Source organism: Pseudomonas sp. JL3, assembly GCF_031570575.1.
Taxonomy (GTDB): domain Bacteria; phylum Pseudomonadota; class Gammaproteobacteria; order Pseudomonadales; family Pseudomonadaceae; genus Aquipseudomonas; species Aquipseudomonas cucumis.
In genome coordinates this window covers 26,523-44,805 of sequence record NZ_JAKWJK010000002.1, presented here as the reverse complement: position 1 = coordinate 44,805, position 18,283 = coordinate 26,523, and the positions used below count along the sequence as shown (strand labels likewise).

13 protein-coding genes are annotated in these 18,283 nt (G+C 60.1%); 10 read left to right on the top strand and 3 right to left on the bottom strand.

The window, feature by feature from the left end; translation table 11 throughout:
* Positions 1–30: 30 nt before the first annotated feature.
* The gene (gene yegQ / locus MMG91_RS03370; protein ID WP_310658750.1) at positions 31–1,356 is read left to right on the top strand and encodes a tRNA 5-hydroxyuridine modification protein YegQ; all 1,326 of its coding nucleotides are present in this window, start codon (positions 31–33) and stop codon (positions 1,354–1,356) included.
* A 237-nt stretch (positions 1,357–1,593) separates the two neighbouring features.
* On the opposite strand, the gene MMG91_RS03365 is transcribed toward yegQ, so the two are convergent.
* Entirely contained in the window at positions 1,594–1,965 is a 372-nt protein-coding gene (locus MMG91_RS03365; protein WP_310658749.1) for a hypothetical protein, read from the bottom strand.
* A gap of 306 nt (positions 1,966–2,271) precedes the next feature.
* Here MMG91_RS03365 and bcsQ point away from each other — a divergent pair, with 306 nt between their 5' ends.
* The 9 genes from bcsQ to MMG91_RS03320 are packed head-to-tail and all read left to right on the top strand — an operon-like array spanning position 2,272 to position 16,948.
* Positions 2,272–3,393, top strand: a complete 1,122-nt coding sequence (gene bcsQ, locus MMG91_RS03360) for a cellulose biosynthesis protein BcsQ (protein ID WP_310658748.1) — start codon at positions 2,272–2,274, stop codon at positions 3,391–3,393.
* Positions 3,390–5,621 carry a UDP-forming cellulose synthase catalytic subunit gene (gene bcsA / locus MMG91_RS03355; protein ID WP_305446226.1) on the top strand — a complete coding sequence of 744 codons (2,232 nt, stop codon included), beginning with the start codon at positions 3,390–3,392 and terminating at the stop codon, positions 5,619–5,621. Before bcsQ ends, bcsA begins: the two co-directional genes overlap by 4 nt.
* Positions 5,622–5,629: 8 nt before the next feature.
* Entirely contained in the window at positions 5,630–7,921 is a 2,292-nt protein-coding gene (gene bcsB / locus MMG91_RS03350) for a cellulose biosynthesis cyclic di-GMP-binding regulatory protein BcsB (RefSeq protein ID WP_310659069.1), read from the top strand.
* A gap of 7 nt (positions 7,922–7,928) precedes the next feature.
* Entirely contained in the window at positions 7,929–9,170 is a 1,242-nt protein-coding gene (bcsZ, locus tag MMG91_RS03345; protein WP_310658747.1) for a cellulose synthase complex periplasmic endoglucanase BcsZ, read from the top strand.
* Entirely contained in the window at positions 9,146–13,009 is a 3,864-nt protein-coding gene (locus MMG91_RS03340; protein WP_310658746.1) for a cellulose synthase subunit BcsC-related outer membrane protein, read from the top strand. Before bcsZ ends, MMG91_RS03340 begins: the two co-directional genes overlap by 25 nt.
* A gap of 17 nt (positions 13,010–13,026) precedes the next feature.
* A complete protein-coding gene (locus MMG91_RS03335) occupies positions 13,027–13,695 on the top strand; it encodes an SGNH/GDSL hydrolase family protein (protein ID WP_310658745.1) in 669 nt (222 codons plus the stop codon).
* Positions 13,692–14,366 carry an alginate O-acetyltransferase AlgF gene (locus MMG91_RS03330; RefSeq protein WP_310658744.1) on the top strand — a complete coding sequence of 225 codons (675 nt, stop codon included), beginning with the start codon at positions 13,692–13,694 and terminating at the stop codon, positions 14,364–14,366. Before MMG91_RS03335 ends, MMG91_RS03330 begins: the two co-directional genes overlap by 4 nt.
* Positions 14,367–14,384: 18 nt before the next feature.
* A complete protein-coding gene (locus MMG91_RS03325) occupies positions 14,385–15,794 on the top strand; it encodes an MBOAT family protein (RefSeq protein WP_305446233.1) in 1,410 nt (469 codons plus the stop codon).
* The gene (locus tag MMG91_RS03320) at positions 15,794–16,948 is read left to right on the top strand and encodes an alginate O-acetyltransferase AlgX-related protein (RefSeq protein ID WP_310658743.1); all 1,155 of its coding nucleotides are present in this window, start codon (positions 15,794–15,796) and stop codon (positions 16,946–16,948) included. The genes MMG91_RS03325 and MMG91_RS03320 overlap by 1 nt, the downstream gene beginning before the upstream one ends.
* A gap of 111 nt (positions 16,949–17,059) precedes the next feature.
* Here the strand turns inward: MMG91_RS03320 and MMG91_RS03315 are convergent, their stop codons facing one another.
* Positions 17,060–17,272 (bottom strand): hypothetical protein, encoded by a 213-nt coding sequence (locus MMG91_RS03315; RefSeq protein WP_305446235.1) that lies wholly within the window; start codon positions 17,270–17,272, stop codon positions 17,060–17,062.
* A gap of 92 nt (positions 17,273–17,364) precedes the next feature.
* Positions 17,365–18,078: a FadR/GntR family transcriptional regulator gene (locus MMG91_RS03310; RefSeq protein ID WP_310658742.1), complete on the bottom strand. Its 714-nt coding sequence runs from the start codon at positions 18,076–18,078 to the stop codon at positions 17,365–17,367.
* Positions 18,079–18,283 lie beyond the last annotated feature (205 nt).

Genomic DNA, 18,283 nt, shown 5'->3' with positions numbered 1-18,283 from the left:
TTTGCGATCGACACTGCCATGACCTGCGCCATGACGCTTACGCCCCCCGAACTGCTCGCCCCTGCCGGCACCCTGAAAAACATGCGTTATGCATTCGCCTATGGCGCCGACGCGGTATACGCCGGCCAGCCGCGCTACAGCCTGCGTGTGCGCAACAATGAATTCGATCACGCCAACCTCGCGCTCGGCATCGCCGAGGCCCAGGCTCAGGGCAAGCGCTTCTATGTGGTGGTGAACATCGCCCCGCACAACGCCAAGCTCAAAACGTTCTTGAAGGATCTGGAACCGGTGATCGCCATGGCGCCGGACGCGCTGATCATGTCCGACCCGGGCCTGATCATGCTGGTACGCCGGCACTTCCCGCAGATGCCGATCCACCTCTCAGTGCAGGCCAACACGGTGAACTGGGCCAGCGTCGAGTTCTGGCAGCAACAGGGCCTGAGCCGGATCATCCTGTCCCGCGAACTGTCGCTGGACGAGATCGCTGAAATCCGTCAGCACGTCCCGGCGATGGAGCTGGAAGTGTTTGTCCACGGCGCGTTGTGCATGGCCTATTCCGGGCGCTGCTTGTTGTCGGGTTACATGAACAAGCGCGACGCCAATCAGGGCAGCTGCACCAACGCCTGTCGCTGGAAATACTCGGCGACGCCGGCCAGCGAAAATCAGCTCGGTGAAATCGTCCAGCAGTTCCGGCCCGAACCGACCCTGGGCATCGGCGCGCCGACCGATCAAGTATTCCTGCTGCAAGAGGCCAATCGCCCTGACGAACTGATGCCGGCATTCGAGGATGAACACGGCACGTACATCATGAACGCCAAGGACCTGCGCGCCGTCCAGCACGTCGAGCGCCTGACGCAAATGGGCGTGCATTCATTGAAGATCGAAGGCCGGACCAAATCGCACTTCTATTGCGCGCGCACCACCCAGGTTTACCGTCGCGCGATCGATGATGCGATGGCGGGCCGGGCGTTCGATCGCAGCCTTATGACCGATCTCGAATCCCTGGCCCAGCGTGGCTACACCGAAGGTTTTCTGCGTCGGCATGTGCATGACGAATACCAGAATTACCAGAACGGCAGCTCGGTGTCAGAGCGCCAACAGTTCGTGGGCGAGTTGACCGGCGAACGCCGGGATCGTCTGGCCGAAGTGCGGGTGAAAAATCGCTTTGGTCTGGGCGACCACCTGGAACTGATGACACCCCAGGGCAACTTCCACTTTGATTTGCATCAGTTGCAGAACGTCAAAGGTGAGGCGGTTGAAGTGGCGCCGGGGGATGGGCATACAGTGTATTTGCCGATACCGGATGCGGTGGAATTGCGTTTTGGGTTGTTGATGCGGGATGTGGACGTGAGTTAAAAGTCGTCAAAGGCAAGATCAAACACTGTCACGACACTGTCGCACAGGTGCGCGATAAACAAGTGAGGTAATAGCATGTATGGATTTGCCAGAGACCGAAGTAAATCATGGTTTGTACACATTACCCAGACCAAACCATAGATGGAGCCCGGCACACGTTGAAATCGAATGCAATTGGGTGATGTACCGTGTTGCCCCTCGAATACGCCTTGCTGTGCAGCAAAATAAATACAGCCTTCAGCGATCCAATAAGCATTTCAAACGGTTCTCTAAAACGGCGGCCGAATAATTCGCCACGTCCATCGCCAGTTCGGCCTCCGCCAGCGCCTCCAGCAAGGCCGCTTGCGCCTCGAAGCGCAGCCCGCGTTTAAGCTTTCGCGCTGCGTGCATTTGATCCAGTAACACATGAGTCACTTGATAAGGCGTGCTGTTTTTCAGGCGCTGTAGCCAGACGGGAAGTTTCTTTTCGATTTTACGTTGCCTGACTTCCGCGACACCCGGCGCCTTATCCGAAAAAGTATTTTTCGAAACCGCCACTATCTCTTCAAATACATCAGTCAACTTATTTAATATATAACCCAGCATCAAATCATCAAAAGCGATCAACACTCACACTCCATCGCGCCGGAAATTATCTCTCCCGAAAAACACACCCACTGCTGGCCATCACATTACACCTTATTGGACAATCATTGCTGGACGTATTCTAACACTCACACTTTCCACGAATAACATAACATCTTAATAACACTCAAATTAAAGCCAACAAGATTTACTGACTTTTTATAACAATCATTGACACCCAAACGCAGACACCCTAGATTAATGGCACTCTGCCAACACCCAGACAACACATCAACTTTGTCAAGTTATCGAATGCTTAGTTTCTGAGTTATTTCATTCCTGGTGCAACGCATGAAATATGTAGACGATATTACGAAACTCTTTACACGTTTTGGCGCCAATACAGAGAACTACCAGGAAATACAACCGAACTACAAAGATTTCAAAGACGACCCGGTTATACCTGCTGTGGCGGAGCCGTCGGTGGCATTGTCTCCCCCAACACCCGCGCTACCGGTGTTTCTACTGGATGAGCCACAACCTTCTTTATTGGTTGGCGCGGCGCCCAAATCCCCTCCCCTGACCGAGCCACCTGAGAGTTCTGCTACAGGTGACCATCAGCGATTGAGCGACCTGTTGCGTGAACTCAATCAGGTTCGTCGAGACGGTCTGCCAGAAACGACTCGCAAGCGGACCAAGGCGAAGGTCATTGCTATCGTTTCGGCGAATGGCGGGGTGGGTAAAAGCACCGTCGCCGCTGGCCTGGCAAAAACACTTCGGCGCCCCGGTGGGCGAACCATCGCGATTGATCTGGACCCTCAGAACGCGCTGTCCAGCCACTTGGGTATCACCAGGCAGGTTCCCGGGCTGATCCAGCTCAAAGACCAGGACGCAGACTGGGGCGCTCATCGCCTGCCGGGCTTTAGCGACAGTGAGTGCCTGCCCTTCGGCACTGGCGAAATGAACGATCGCCGCTTGCTCAGGCAGTTGATGCTTGAAGATTCTGACTGGTTGAATCAGCACCTTGCATCAATGAACCTCAGCGAAAACGATACCGTGATCCTGGACACTCCTTCGGGTGCGACCGTCTATTCGCAACAGGCGCTCGACGCCGCCGATCTGGTGCTGGTGATGACGGTGGCCGACGCGGCTTCCTACCTGGCACTGGACACCATGACCCCGTGGCTGGAAACCACCCGACGATGCGCACAGCGGCACCGGTATGTGCTCAACCAACGGGATGACTCGCGTTCGTTCAGCAGGGACATGGGCGTGCTGTTTCTGCGGCGGCTCGGCGCTAACCTGATCGGGACGATTCGCCTCGACCACCAGTTCAACGAGTCGCTGGCCTATGGTCGGGACCTGTTGCAATACGCACCTGAGAGCATTGGCTGTCAGGACATTCTTTCGCTGTCAGGCGCGGTCCATGCCCTGCTTTTCGCGGACGCTAACAGCCAGCAGGGCACGCCATGACCGCCCAGCTGAATCAACTACCCGCAAAGACATGGTGGTTGCAGGAGCTACTGGATACTTGCCAGGCTAGCGTCAGTCGATGGCCCCTGCGTTGGCGCCAAGGCCTGAAGATCTCGGTCGGGCTGATCGCGGCATTGTTGGTGCTGGGTATCCTCACTGCGCCGCTGAATCTGTATTCCCAGGCCGCATTTGCCGCCGTCTGTTTTGCAGCCAGCCTGATCATCCGCAAGCAAGCCGGACGTCTGGCGATCCTGACCCTGATCACCCTCTCGCTGATCGCTTCGTTGCGTTACATGTACTGGCGCCTGTCCGACACCCTGAACTTCGACAGCTGGCAGGATGCCGTATTTGGCTACGGGCTGGTGCTGGCCGAACTGTATGCCTTGCTCGTGCTGGTTTTCGGTTATGTACAGACCGCCTGGCCGCTGCAGCGCAAACCGCAGCTTCTGCAACAGCCGCCCGCTGAATGGCCAACGGTAGACGTCTTCATTCCCACCTATAACGAAGCATTGGGTATCGTCAAACTGGTGGTGCTCGCTGCTCAGGCCATTGACTGGCCCGAGGGAAAACTGCGGGTACACATGCTCGATGACGGACGCCGGGAGGAATTCAAGGTTTTCTGTCAGCAGATTGGTGTCAACTACATCACCCGCGACAACAATCAATATGCCAAGGCCGGCAACCTCAACGAGGCACTCAAAGTCACCGATGGCGAGTTCATTGCCATATTCGACGCCGACCACGTGCCCACCCGCTCCTTCCTGCAGATCACCATGGGCTGGTTTTTAAAGGACCCGAACCTGGCGTTGCTGCAAACGCCGCACTTTTTCTATTCACCCGATCCGTTCGAAAAAAACCTCGATACCTTTCGTTCGGTACCCAATGAAGGTGAGCTGTTCTACGGCTTGGTGCAGGACGGCAACGACCAGTGGAATGCGGCCTTCTTCTGTGGCTCCTGCGCGGTCATCCGGCGGACTCATTTGCTGGAAGTCGGCGGAATCGCCACCGAAACCGTGACGGAGGATGCGCACACGGCACTCAAGCTCAATCGCCGTGGTTTCAATACCGCTTACCTCGCCATTCCACAAGCGGCGGGACTGGCCACCGAAAGCCTCTCCCGACACATCAGTCAACGCATACGCTGGGCGCGGGGCATGGCGCAGATTTTTCGGACCGACAATCCGTTGTTTGGCAAAGGACTGAACCTGGGGCAGCGTATCTGCTACCTCAACGCCATGATGCACTTTTTCTACAGCTTGCCCCGTCTGGTGTTCTTGACCGCACCCTTGGCCTACCTGTTCTTCGACGCGCAGATTTTCCATGCCTCGGCGTTGATGGTCACGGTCTATGTACTGCCACATATTTTCCATTCCAGCCTGACCACCTCCAGCATCCAGGGGCGCTTCCGCCATTCCTTCTGGAACGAAGTGTATGAGTCGGTATTGGCCTGGTACATCATGCGACCGGTGCTGCTGGCCCTGATCAGCCCTTCGCTGGGCAAATTCAACGTGACCGACAAGGGCGGCACCATTGAAAAGGACTATTTCAACTGGAAGCTCGCGCGGCCTTACATCGTCCTGCTGACCTTGAACATGATCGGCCTGGCGATCGGCGTGGTGAAACTGATCGGGAGTGATTCGGCCGAGGCCACTACCCTGCTGATCAATCTGGCCTGGACCGTGTACAACATCGTCATCGTCAGCACCGCCGTGGCGGTGGCCACTGAATCCTCTCAGGTGCGCAACGAACCCAGGGTGCCCGCGGACCTGCCCGTGCGCGTCTATCGCGAAGACGGCACCTGGTTCGATTGCATAACCCGGGACTTCTCACAAAACGGCGTGGGTCTGGCACTGCCACCGCAGGTTCAGCTCAGCGTCAATGAGAAGCTGCGGCTGTGCATTCTGCGCACACCTCCCTCAAGCCTCTTCCCCGCAAAAACGGTCTTCAGCAACGACAACGTGGCGGGCGTGCAATTCGAGGGTTTGACCCTGCGCCAGCAAAGTGAGCTGGTGCGATTGACCTTTTCACGGGCCGACACCTGGGCCAACACGTGGGGTAACGGCCGCCTCGACGCACCCATGTCGGCGTTGCGCGAGGTCAGCCGCATTGGCTTGCGCGCCATCCTGCGCTTGTTCGTTGCAACCCTAAAGGACAGCCAGGCGCTGCTGCGCAAACGCCCGGACACTCCATCACCTATCGACTCCACCGCGGACACGCAACGATCTTGAAGCCTTCCATTCGCCGGACCTTTCTTCCTCGTCGCTCACTCATGCTGATCACCTGCTCGCTAATGGGCTGGAGCGGCTGGGCATTGAGTGCTACCGCCCAAATCAGCGCCACAGAACCGACAGTGATGCCGGTCGCAGCGTTACCCGGGACCGATGCCCCGGGTAACAGCTATACCCGCACCCTCAAGGAGCTGGGCAAAAGCTATTCGATGACCCTTAAAGGCGTGGAGGCTACCGACAGTGTGAACTTCAATGTGCGCGCCGATGAAGTCGTCACGGCTGCGCAGGTCACGCTGCAGTACAGCTACTCACCGGCGCTGCTGGCCGACCTTTCGCAGATCAATGTGCTGGTCAACGATCAGGTGGCCGCCAGCCTGCCCCTGCCGAAGGAAGAGGCCGGTAAATTGCAGACCCGGACCGTACAGATTCCGCCGCAGACCATCACCGAATTCAACCGGCTCAGCCTGCAATTCATCGGTCACTACACGATGCAATGTGAAGACCCTTTGCACTCCAGCCTGTGGGCCAGGATCGGCAACGAGAGCCAGCTGAGCCTCCAAGTGTCTTCGATTAAACAGCCCAACGACCTGTCCGCTCTACCGCTGCCCTTGTTCGATCGTCGAGACGCCTCGCCCCTGAAGCTACCCTTCGTGTTCGCCGGACGCCCGGGCGGTCCTGAGCTTGAAGCCGCCGGTATCCTGTCGTCCTGGTTTGGCGCCCTGGCCAGCTACCGCGGCGCAACCTTCCCCGCCAGCTTCACCAGCCTGCCGGCCAAAGGCAACGCCGTGGTGTTTGTCAGCGGCAGCGAATCAACGACCTTGAGTGGCTTACCGATCAAAGAGGCCACGGGGCCGACATTGACACTCGTGAGCAACCCGAATGATGCCCAGGGCAAACTGTTGATCGTCTCCGGGCGCGATGGCGCCGATCTCAAGGTCGCCGCGACAGCGCTGGCCCTCGGCGGCTCGGCCTTTTCCGGGCAAAGCGTGGTGATCGAGCGGATCGACTCGCTCAAGCCACGCCGACCGTACGACGCGCCTAACTGGCTGCCTTCCGATCGCCCGGTTCGCCTGGGTGAACTGGCGAAGCCCGCAGAACTCAATGTGTCGGGTTATAACCCGGGACAAATGACGGTTGCGCTGCGCTTGCCACCCGACCTGTTCAACTGGCGCGAGCCCGGTGCGCAACTTGACCTGAAATACCGCTATACGCCGCAACCGGTCTCCACCAATTCCTCGTTGCTGGTCAACTTCAACGACACCTTCATCAAGTCGATCGATCTGCCTTCGATCGAGAAACTCGGCAACAGCGACAGCCTGCTGGCGATGCTCAAAACCGACGACAGCCTGGCCCGCACGTCGCGCATGCTGTTGCCGCTCAATTCCGTAGCGCTGCAATCGCGCCTGCAATTTCGCTTCATGTATGACTACATCAAACAGGGCGAATGCCGCGACATCATCATCGACAACATGCGCGGTGTGATCGACCCGGACTCGACCCTGGACCTCAGCCAATACGAACATTTCATGGCCATGCCCAACCTCGGGGTGTTCAAGGACAGTGGCTTCCCGTTCACCCGCATGGCTGACCTTTCTGAAACATCGGTGATCCTGCCCAACGAGCCAGGCCCGGCCGAACTGAGCGCCTACCTGACCCTGCTGGGCCGCTTCGGCGACTCCACCGGTTATCCGGCTACCGGCGTGAAGGTGGTCCACGCCGACCAGCTGGCCGAGCAACGCGACCGGGATTTGCTGGTGCTCGCCTCGGGCAACAATCAGCCGCTGCTAAAGCAATGGCAAAGCCTTTTGCCAGCCAAGGACGAAGACGCTGCGCAGTACTTTGAACTGTCTGACCTGCCCTTGCGTCTGCGCAACTGGATCAGCCCGGATACGAAAACCAATCTGCGTGAAGCACGCAGCAGCTTCAGGTTTACCGCTGAGGACGGCAGTGCGTATCTGACTGGATTCGAATCGCCGCTCAAGAGTGGGCGCAGCGTGGTATTTATCGCCAGCGCAAGGCCCAACGGCTTGGCCGACGTGACCAACGCCCTGCTCAGCGGCGAAGAAAACGCCCACGAGTTGCAAGGCAGTCTGGTGGTGGTCAGGGGCAAGCATGTCCAATCGCTGGTTGCCCAGCAGGATTACTACGTCGGGAGCCTGGGCCCATTGCGCTATCTGCAGTGGTACCTCTCGCAAAACGTAATAGCGCTCATGCTATTCACGCTTCTCGGGGTCTTGCTGCTTGCTTCGATGGCCTACCTGGCTCTGCGTTTACGGGCCAAACGTCGTCTTGGTCAATGAGCCGCGCATGCCTGTGTCGTCCATGAGCAGCCGGGATGTTTCACTTCGCCAGAGCCTGCGCGGTAACGCGCGCAGGTTGAGCGCTGTGCTTGCGCTTGCCCTGCTGGCGCCCGCGATAGCGGCCGCAACCCCCTGTGAGCTGCCGGCCTGGCCACTGTGGAAAACCTATGCAACGCGCTTCGTCCAGGCCGACGGCCGGGTTCTGGAGTCGAGCCTGGAGAACAATCACAGCACCTCTGAAGGGCAGTCGTACGGCATGCTCTTCGCACTGATCGGCAACGATCAGCCACGCTTTGACAAACTCTGGCGCTGGACCTCAGCCAACCTCGCAGGCTCCGCCACCGCCACACGCCTGCCGGGCTGGTTATGGGGGCAAGGCACGGACGGTCAGTGGCGCCTGCAAGACGCCAATTCGGCCGCCGACGCGGACCTGTGGATCGCCTACGCCCTGCTCGAAGCCGCACGCCTGTGGCATCGGCCGGACTATCACCGGGACGCCCTGCACCTGATGGCGACGATTGAAGCGCAATTGGTCGTCAAGCTGCCTGGGCTGGGCCCAATGGTATTGCCTGGACCACAGGGCTTCGTCCTGCCGGACGCTCTCTGGCGTCTGAACCCCAGCTACCTGCCACTGCCACTATTACGACGGCTGGCCAAGGAAGCACCCTCCGGGCCCTGGCAAGCAATTGCCAACAACACCGCGACGATGATTGCCCAATCGAGCCATCACGGTTTCGTCGCGGACTGGGTCGGTTATCAAGGCACTTCAGCGCAATCGGGTGTCTTCGTCAGCGACCCGATCAACGGCGACACGGGCAGCTACGATGCCATTCGTGTGTACCTCTGGCTGGGCATGAGTGATACCTCCGACCCGCTGGCAGCGCTCCTGCTCAAACGGCTGGACGGCATGGCCCGCAGCACTGTCGCGACGGGTTCCCCCCCGGAAACAGTCCAGGTTCTCCACGGCAATGTTCAGGGTCAGAGCCCATTCGGATTCTGGGCTGCACTGATTCCCTACCTTGAGGCCAAGGGCCAACCCGGGTTGGCCGATCAGCAACGACGCCGCGTGGAGCTCGCCTTGCAAGAGGCACTGGCCAGGCCTGATACCGACGCCGGTGCGCCGCGTTACTACAACTTCATGCTCAGCCTGTTCGCCCTCGGATGGGCAGATAAACATTACCGATTCCGGGAAGACGGAACGCTGAAACTCTCCTGGGAGACCGCATGCACGCGCACCACCGCACGCTAGCCATCGCCGTCATGAGCGCATGGACGACCGCTGCTGCCCACGCTCAAAGTCCGACACCACAGACATTACTCGTCGAGCAAGGACAGTACTGGCAGTTGCACAACAACCCTCAACGCGCTGCGGAAGTCTGGCTGAAAGTCCTGCTGCTGGACCCGGTCCAGGTTGACGCACTGTATGGCCTGGGCTTGATCGGCGTGCAACAGGGCAAGCCACAACAGGCGCAGCAATACCTCGCCCGCTTGCAGGCCATCCAGCCACCGCCTCGGCAGGAACTGCAATTGGCGCAGGACATCGGCGTGGCCCAACCGCAGAACAAGCAACGTCTGGAAGAGGCTCGGCGCCTCGTCGATGCCGGTGAGCGTGACAAGGCGACCGCCGTGTTTCGCTCGCTGTTCGGTGGCCGCCCACCTCAAGGTACGATCGGCCGCGAGTATTACAACAACCTTGCCTTCAATCAGGCTGACTGGGCTGAAGCACGCAGCGGATTCCAGCGCCTGCAACGTGAGATGCCCAACGACTCGATCGTCGCGCTGTTCTATGCCAAGCATCTGGTCCGCCGTGAAGACAGCCGTGCCGAAGGCATCCGCGCCCTGGCCGCCCTGACCCAGCGTAGCGACATTGCCGGTGATGCCGACGAAAGCTGGCGCCTGGCGCTGACCTGGATCGGTCCGCCCAATCCGGCACAAGTACCGTTGTTCGAGGCGTACCTCAAGACGCATCCGGATGACGTGGAAATCCGGGCGCAGATGAACAAGGGCAAGCAACAAGTGGCAACGACGGCCAGCAAGGAATGGCAACCGCCCGCCGAAGTCGCGCGCGGCCTGAAGGCGCTCAAAGAAGGCGATCAGGCCACCGCCGAACAGGCTTTTCAAGCACGCTTGAAAACCCGGCCCGATGATGCTGATGCGCTGGGCGGCCTTGGGGTTATTCGCCAGCAGCAACACCGACTGGTCGAAGCGGAAAAGCTCCTGGGTCAGGCCACCCGACAACACGGCGGCAGCCACTGGCAAGTTGCACTGAACGAAGTGCGCTACTGGTCGGCGTTGCAGCAGGCCCGCGACGCCCAGGCCAAAGGCCAGACAGCCCAGGCGCAGGTCCTGGTCAACCAGGCGCTGCGGCTGAATCCAAACGGGGTCGACGCTCGCCTCGCCCTGGCGAATATTCAGGCCAGCGCGGGCCAGTTCGATGACGCTCAGCGCAACTATCGGCAGATTTTGAACCTGCGCCGCGACGACCCTCAAGCACTGGAAGGGCTAGTCAACGTGCTGCTCAAGAGCGGCAAGAACGATGAAGCCCTGCAACTGATCAACAGCCTGCCCGCCACCGGACAGGCAAAGATCGGCCAGTCCGCACGCTTGCAAGCCTTTCGCGCGACGCAACTGGCCGCCCTCGCCGAACAACGCAACGACCTGCCCGCTGCGCGCAACGCCTTGCAAGACGCGCTGCGCTACGAACCGGACAACGTCTGGACGCGTTTCGCCCTGGCCCGCCTGAACCTGGCGATGGGCGAACCGCAAAAGGCTCGGGACCTGATCAACGCCATGCTCCAGGCCCACCCCGACAATGCCGATGCGCTTTACGTCAGCGCCTTGCTGTCGGTCCAGATGGGTGAGTGGAAAGCCGCCCAGACAACGTTGGGACGCTTGCGCCCCGACCAGCGCACCCCGGACATGGACGCGCTGGCCGCTGATGTCAGCCTCAACCTGCAACTCAGCCAGGCGATCGAGTTGGGCAAGCGCGGACAGCGCCAGGAAGCCCTGACCTTGCTCGATCGTATTCAGCCGACGGCCAACAACAGTCCAGATCGCACGGCGAGCCTGGCCTCGGCCTATGTCGACATCGGCGAGCCAACCCGTGCGCTGGCCCTCATGCGCGGCCAGTTGCAAAACACCACGGTGCCCTCGGCGGACTTCATCCTGCAATACGCCGCTGTCCTGCTTAAATCCGGAGAAGACGCGCAGGTCAACGAGATTCTGCGCGACCTTCAGAACAGGCCCTTGAACGCACCGACTCGCAAGCGTTTCGACGACCTGCTCCATCTCTATCGCATCCGCCAGGCTGACCAGCTGCGTGAACGAGGCAATCTGGCCAGCGCTTATGACACGCTAGCGCCCGCCCTGGCGCAACGTCCCGGTGACAGCGCTGCCGTCGCGGCGCTGGCGCGGATGTACTCGGCCAATGGCGACACGGCAAAAGCCCTCGAACTCTACAAACCGCTGTTACAACGTCAGCCAAACGACCCGCAACTGCTGTTGGGTGCCGCTGACGCGGCGGTGTTGGCACATGACACTGCCTTTGCCGAACAGGCACTGCAACAGCTGCTCAAGACTGAATCCGGCAACCCTCAAACGCTGACAGAGGCCGCCCGCCTCTACCAGAACATGGGCAAGACCGGCACGGCGACCGATCTGCTGCGCAAAGCGGTGGCCATTGAACAGAGCGAGAAACGCAGAAGCCAGAGCGGCCAACTGGCCGGTTCGACGGTGGCGCCCAACCCTTTTGCGGGGGTGTCGGGGCCACGTAGCGAGGTCAGTCGTGACACCTTGCTGGCAGCGATCCCGCCACCGGTTCAAGAGCTGCCAAGCCGCTTGACGTCTCCCCCTCCTTTTGGCATCGACGCCCCGCCACGGCCGCAGCAGGCGAGCAATCGATTCGAGTCGCAGCTGCCGCGCGCAGCACTGGTGAGCGAGGACATCAGTCCCGCGCAACTGGCGCTGAATAAAATCCTTCAGGAGCGTAGTGCCTACGTCACCCAGGGCGTGAGCATTCGCAGCAACAACAGTGAGTCGGGGCTGAGCAAACTGACTGATATTGAAACACCGCTGGAAATCAATATCCCGCTGGATGAAAGCCGTGTCGCCCTGCGCGTGACGCCGGTATCGCTGAACGCCGGCAGTGCCAGCGACGAGGCGCTGTCGCGCTTCGGTAATGGCGCCCAGAGTGGCAGCGTCGGTTCGCAAAAAGCCGAGGGTGTCGGCCTTTCCGTCGCCATTCAACGGCCCGCGGAAGGGCTCAAAGCTGATCTCGGCACCACCCCGCTCGGCTTCAAATACACCACCGCCACCGGCGGCATCAGCATTGATCGCCCGGTGAGCGACACCTCTAATGTCCGTTACGGCGTGAGCGTTTCCCGGCGTCCGGTGACTGACAGCGTCACCTCGTTTGCCGGCACCACGGACAAACGCAGCGGGCAGTCCTGGGGCGGCGTGACCGCCAACGGCGGGCGTGGCCAGTTGAGCTTTGACGATAACGAAGTCGGTGCCTATGGCTACGCCTCCTGGCACCAGCTATTGGGCAACCATGTCGAGTCCAATAGCCGAGGTGAGCTGGGCAGCGGTGTCTACTGGTACCTGCAAAATGCAACGGACAGCAAGCTGACCGTCGGCCTGAGCATGACCGGCATCAGCTACGCCAACAACCAGGACTATTTCACTTATGGCCACGGCGGCTATTTCAGCCCACAGACGTTCTTCGCCCTGGGCGTGCCAGTGACCTGGGCACAACGATCCGGACGCTTGACGTATCAAGTCAAGGGTTCGGTCGGCGTGCAGCATTTCGAGCAGGACAGCGCCGACTATTTCCCCAACGACAAAGCCATGCAAGCGGCCTCGGGCCTGCGCTACGAAGGGCAAAACAAAACCGGGATCGGCTACAGCGTCGCCGCGGCGGCTGAATACAAGGTCGCTTCGAACTTCCTGCTGGGCGCCAATCTGGGCCTGGACAACGCCCACGACTACCAACAATTCAGTGGTGCCCTGTCCTTGCGCTACCAGTTCGAGGACATCAGCGGCCCTATGAGCCTGCCAGTCAGCCCGTACACCTCGCCTTATTCCAACTGATCATTCTGGAGCTTTCGATGCCCACTTCTGCCCTCGCCGGTCTGACTCTCCTTGTTCTTGGGGAGAGCCATATGAGTCTCGCGGACCATTTGCTGGAGCCGCTGCACGACAACCTGACTCGCCAAGGCGCCCAGGTTCATTCCATCGGTGCCTGCGGTGCCAGCGCCGGCGATTGGCTGATCAGCAAAAAGGTCGACTGCGGCGCCGAGCGCAAAGGCAACGACAAGATCGTGATCAAAGGGCGCGAGGCAACCACCACACCGATCCAGGACCTGATCGCCGCCGACAAGCCGGACCTGGTGGTATTGGTCATCGGCGACACCATGGCGTCCTATGACAAGCCGGTGTTTCCAAAGGCCTGGGCATGGCAAAGCGTCACCGGCCTGGCCAAGGCCATCGCGGCCACCGGGACCCGTTGCGCCTGGGTGGGCCCGGCCTGGGGCAAAGCCGGTGGCATGTACCAGAAGAATGATGCCCGTACCCAATTGATGTCGCAGTTTCTGGCCGCGAACGTAGCGCCTTGCACCTACATCGATTCGTTGACGTTCTCCAAACCCGGGCAGTGGATCACCACCGATGGGCAGCACTTCACCGTCGCCGGTTATCAAGCATGGGGCAATGCGATTGGCGGTGCGTTGGCCAAACTGCCCGACGACCGCGTCAGCAGCACAGGAGCCGGCAAATGAGCCGATCCGCATGTGGCTGGGCACTGTTCGCGCCCTTGATGCTGAGCCTGCACGCCCAGGCCGCCGATATTGCCCTGTACCCGACGGGGCCGGATCAGGACTCGGCCTTCCTGCGCTTTATCAACGCCGCTGACCAACCGTTACAGCTGCTGGCCGAAGGCTCGCGGGCAAGCCTCAGACTCGAAGGCACCCATACCGTGTCCGACTACCTGCCCGTGCCCGCCAACCAGCCGATCAAGGGCACCCTGGAACGCAACGGCAAAAGCCAGCCACTGGACATCCAGGTGGCGGCAGGCGAATTCGCCAGCGTGGTCGCTTTGCCAGACAGCGCTCAAGGTATCCGCCAGGTCGTCATCCGTGAGCAACCCGACGACTTCAATAGCCTGAGGGCTTCGCTGGCGTTTATCAGCGCCGATCCAGCGTGCCCCCAGGCCGGTTTGCGCGCAGCGGGGAAGAATGCCGACCTGTTCAAGGAAGTGGCCGACGGCAGCGTGCAACGTCGAGCGATCAACCCGGTCAGCCTGTCGGTTCAATTGGTCTGCGCCCAAACCAACGTCGGAGCTGCGCTTGACCTGGGCCAGCTCAAGGCCGGCGAGCGCTACAGCGTTGTGCTGCTACCTGGCGCAAATGGCCCGTACCTGTTGCTCGCGACTGACGTCCTGGCCCACTGATCGGATCGCGCCACCACCATGGTTTTTGCCTCTCTCGAGTTTCTGACGCTGTTCCTGCCGCTGTTCTTGTGCGGCTATACAGTGTGCCTAGCCGCCTGGCGCAACGTCACGTTACTGATCGGCAGCTGGCTGTTTTATGGCTGGTTGAGCCCTCGGTTCCTCGCTGTGCATGTGATGTTGACGATCACGGCGTGGGTCGGCGGCTTGCTGATTGAAGCCTTGCGGGAAAAGGGCAAGGGCCGTGTGCGGCTACTCGCGCTGCTGATCGTGCTCAACACGGCGGTGCTGTGCTGGTACAAGTACGCCAACATCGTCGCCGGCACGTTGATGGATGCCGTCACCTGGTATGGCGCCATGCCGCTGGACTGGCAGCGGGTCATCATGCCGGCCGGGCTATCGTTTATCGTATTGCAGGCGATTTCCTATCTGGTGGATGTGCATCGCCGTACCGTGCCGGTCGAACGCAGCTTCATTAATTACGCCACCTATATTTCGATGTTCGGCCATTCGGTCGCCGGCCCCATCATTCGCTACGACTGGGTTCGGCGTGAGCTGAATCAACGTGACTTCAACCTGCAGAATTTCTCGCTGGGCGCACGCCGGTTCATGGTCGGGATGTGCATGAAGGTGTTGGTGGCCGACACCCTGTCGCCCGTGGTCGATGTGGCGTTCAGTTTGCCGAATCCCAGCTTCTCCGACGCGTGGGTTGGCTGCCTTGCCTACTCCCTGCAACTGTTTTTCGACTTCGCCGGCTACAGCGCCATGGCCATTGGGCTGGGACTGATGCTGGGTTTTCACTTTCCCGAGAACTTCGACCGTCCGTATCTGGCCAACAGCATTCAGGATTTCTGGCGTCGCTGGCACCTGTCGCTGTCCAGCTGGCTACGTGACTATCTTTATATTTCGCTGGGTGGCAATCGCAACGGCACCTGGAAAACGTATCGTAACCTGTTCCTGATCATGGCCATCGCCGGCCTCTGGCACGGTGGCGACAGCTGGAACTACCTGCTGTGGGGCAGCGCCCATGGCATTGCGTTGTGTGTGAATCGCGCCTGGAACAGCTCTACCCTGCCCCCGGTACCGCCGGTGCTTTCCCATGGGCTGACACTGCTATTCGTCTGCCTGGCCTGGACACTGTTCCGCGCCCCCGACTTTCATAGCGCACTGAACCTGTATGCCGGACAGCTCGGCCTGCAGGGCATCGCCCTCGGTGATGAACTGTCCGCGACCCTGCGCCCGGTACACGGTCTTGCGGGCTTGCTGGGCGTGTTCGGTGTCATCGCACCGCTGCTGCGCCCTTACTGTGAGAAACAACTGAGCGGCCTTGTGTTCAACGCCGCCGCCCTTTGGCCCATCGCCGGTTTCATGCTGTCGTTCGCATTGATCGCCAGTCGCGAAACCGTACCCTTCCTGTACTTCCAATTCTGATGACGACCCCAAAGCACACCCCGCCCTCCACTCAGCCAGATGATCAGGCGACACCCGGCAGTCGGTTGGCAGGTGTGGCGCTGCTGATATTCCTGTTCGTCGGGCTGCTGTCCTCTGGCCGTCTGATCGTTTCAGGGCAGATCTCGCTGTTACCCGATCAAGGGCTGACCACGCAGATTTTTGACGGCGATATCACTCATCGGATCGCCAGGGAACTGTCGAACGCTGACCTCCCCACCACTTTCGCCAAGCTGGAGCGCGGTGTCAGTTGGCTGCTGCTCAGGGACACCGGGCCGCGGGTTCGCTCGGGTTGTCCCGAATGGTTGTTTTTGGCCGATGAGCTCAAGGTCAATCATCAAGCGCAGCGCAATGCCGATGCCAAAGTCCAGGCAGTGATTGATCTGAAGCAGCAGCTCTCCCAACGTGACATCAACCTCCTGGTGGTCATCGTTCCAGACAAGAGCCGCATCGCTTCCGAGCAGCGTTGCGCACTGCACCGTCCAGCCGCTTTCGAAGGGCGCATCCAGGCCTGGACCTCGAAGCTGGATGTGGCTGGCGTGCCGAATCTGGACCTCACCGGTGCGCTGACGCCACTGGGGGCCAGTGCCTGGTTGCGCACCGATACGCACTGGAGCGAATCCGGCGCGAAGACGGCGGCCGATGCCATCACACAGCACCTGAAGACCTTGGGTATCAGCGCAACGCCACACAGGTCGTTCAACGAAAGTCATGTCCCGCTCGCGGTGCGACCTGGCGATCTGGTCCATCTGGCAGGCATCGACTGGCTGCCACTCAAATGGCAACCCGCCCCGGAAATGGTGGCCCAGACCAGCACCCACGAACTTCCCGTTGCGTCAGCCGACAGCCCTGATACCGAGGCAGACCTCTTTGGCGATGCCGACCTCCCCAACACCGCGCTCATTGGCACTTCATTCTCGCGCAACTCCAACTTCGCAGGGTTTCTGCAGCAGGCACTGAGCGCCCCCGTGGGTAACTTCGCCAAAGACGGCGGAGCGTTCTCTGGCGCGGCAAACAGCTACCTCAACAACCCGGCCTACAAAGAAACGCCACCAAAGCAAATCATCTGGGAAATCCCGGAGCGGGATCTCCAGTCGGCTTACATTGACCCCATTGCCTATCGCTCGTTGCGGTAAGCCAATCGCATCCGGCGGCGATGCTTTTGTAGGAGCGAGGCCTGCCCGCGAAGAACGATGACGCGGTAAACCTGCATCCACAAAAAACCCGGCGCATCGGCCGGGTTTCGTTTATCGCCTGTCGTCGGACAATGGCGTTTCCTCATCCGGCGCCGGAATGTCTTCATCCAGATCGGGGTCCAGAGCCGGGTCCCTCCAGTCTTCAGGACGCTCAACTTCCGAATCGGCCGGGTCTCGCGAAGGGTCCATGCCGGGTGGTACGTCGTGATCCATCGACGGATCGTCCATATCGGGATGGGGTCTGACAGCGTTCTCGTTAGCCATGACGCACCTCACTGATGAGGTCCAGCGAATCTGGGCCGTACAGGTTGGAAACGAGCCTGCAAACGGGGTGCTATCGAGGAGACCAACGGCGACTACCGATCAGCCGAAAAGCGGTCGCGGCTGTTGGTCAGGTGCAACCACATTGCCGCCCGCGCCGCATCCGGATCCTGGCGTCTGATGGCATTGAGAATCGCCTCGTGTTCGAGGTTGGCGAGCTGACCGAGCTTGCTCAAATCCGCCGACCCGCGCTCGGCGGCATTGACGCGGGTTCGGGGGATCATGGCGCTGCCCAGGTGCTGCATGATCTCGGTGAAGCACACATTGCCGGTGGCTTCGGCGATCAGCAGATGGAAGCGTTTGTCCGCCTCGACGCAACTGTCGTTGTTGGCCAACAGGCTTTGATAGTCATCCAGCGCTTCACGCATCTGCGCCAACTGCTGGTCTGTGCGACGAACCGATGCCAGCGCCGCCGCCTGGGTTTCCAGGCCCATGCGCAACTCCAGAATACTGCGCACGCCCAGCGCGGTATCGACATTCAGCCGCAGCCCCTGATCCGGTGCTCGCTCGAGGACAAAAGTACCGATGCCGTGACGGGTTTCCACCAGCCCCGAAGCCTGCAACTTCGAGATTGCCTCGCGCACCACCGTGCGACTGACGCCATGCTCCTGAACAATCGAGTTCTCCGACGGCAGCTTGTCCCCCGGCACCATCTGGCCGAGCAGGATGCTCTGGGTCAGTTTGCTCACCAGATCATGGGCCAGGTTGTGGGCACGCTTGCGGGTGGGTGCGTCGATGTCTTCTTGCATGGTGATTTATCCGTAAAGCGGGTATCCGGATCGTAGCACTGCGTTCGCTTCTCGGTGACGGGAATATCAACAAAATGCCGCCAAACTTGTATGACAACACTCAATCATCATGCTGAAACAGACGATTTAAACTTATCAAATCCAGGTTCATCATCGCGATAAAGAAAAAATCACCGACTGAACAAACCCTGACACAACCCAGTAA

Coding starts and splice junctions, on each gene's coding strand:
- MMG91_RS03340 (WP_310658746.1), top strand. CDS start 9,146: ATGCACGCGCACCACCGCACGCTAGCCATCGCCGTCATGAGCGCATGG.
- yegQ (WP_310658750.1), top strand. CDS start 31: ATGACGCTTACGCCCCCCGAACTGCTCGCCCCTGCCGGCACCCTGAAA.
- bcsZ (WP_310658747.1), top strand. CDS start 7,929: ATGCCTGTGTCGTCCATGAGCAGCCGGGATGTTTCACTTCGCCAGAGC.
- MMG91_RS03325 (WP_305446233.1), top strand. CDS start 14,385: ATGGTTTTTGCCTCTCTCGAGTTTCTGACGCTGTTCCTGCCGCTGTTC.
- bcsA (WP_305446226.1), top strand. CDS start 3,390: ATGACCGCCCAGCTGAATCAACTACCCGCAAAGACATGGTGGTTGCAG.
- MMG91_RS03315 (WP_305446235.1), bottom strand. CDS start 17,272: ATGGCTAACGAGAACGCTGTCAGACCCCATCCCGATATGGACGATCCG.
- MMG91_RS03330 (WP_310658744.1), top strand. CDS start 13,692: ATGAGCCGATCCGCATGTGGCTGGGCACTGTTCGCGCCCTTGATGCTG.
- bcsQ (WP_310658748.1), top strand. CDS start 2,272: ATGAAATATGTAGACGATATTACGAAACTCTTTACACGTTTTGGCGCC.
- MMG91_RS03320 (WP_310658743.1), top strand. CDS start 15,794: ATGACGACCCCAAAGCACACCCCGCCCTCCACTCAGCCAGATGATCAG.
- MMG91_RS03310 (WP_310658742.1), bottom strand. CDS start 18,078: ATGCAAGAAGACATCGACGCACCCACCCGCAAGCGTGCCCACAACCTG.
- MMG91_RS03335 (WP_310658745.1), top strand. CDS start 13,027: ATGCCCACTTCTGCCCTCGCCGGTCTGACTCTCCTTGTTCTTGGGGAG.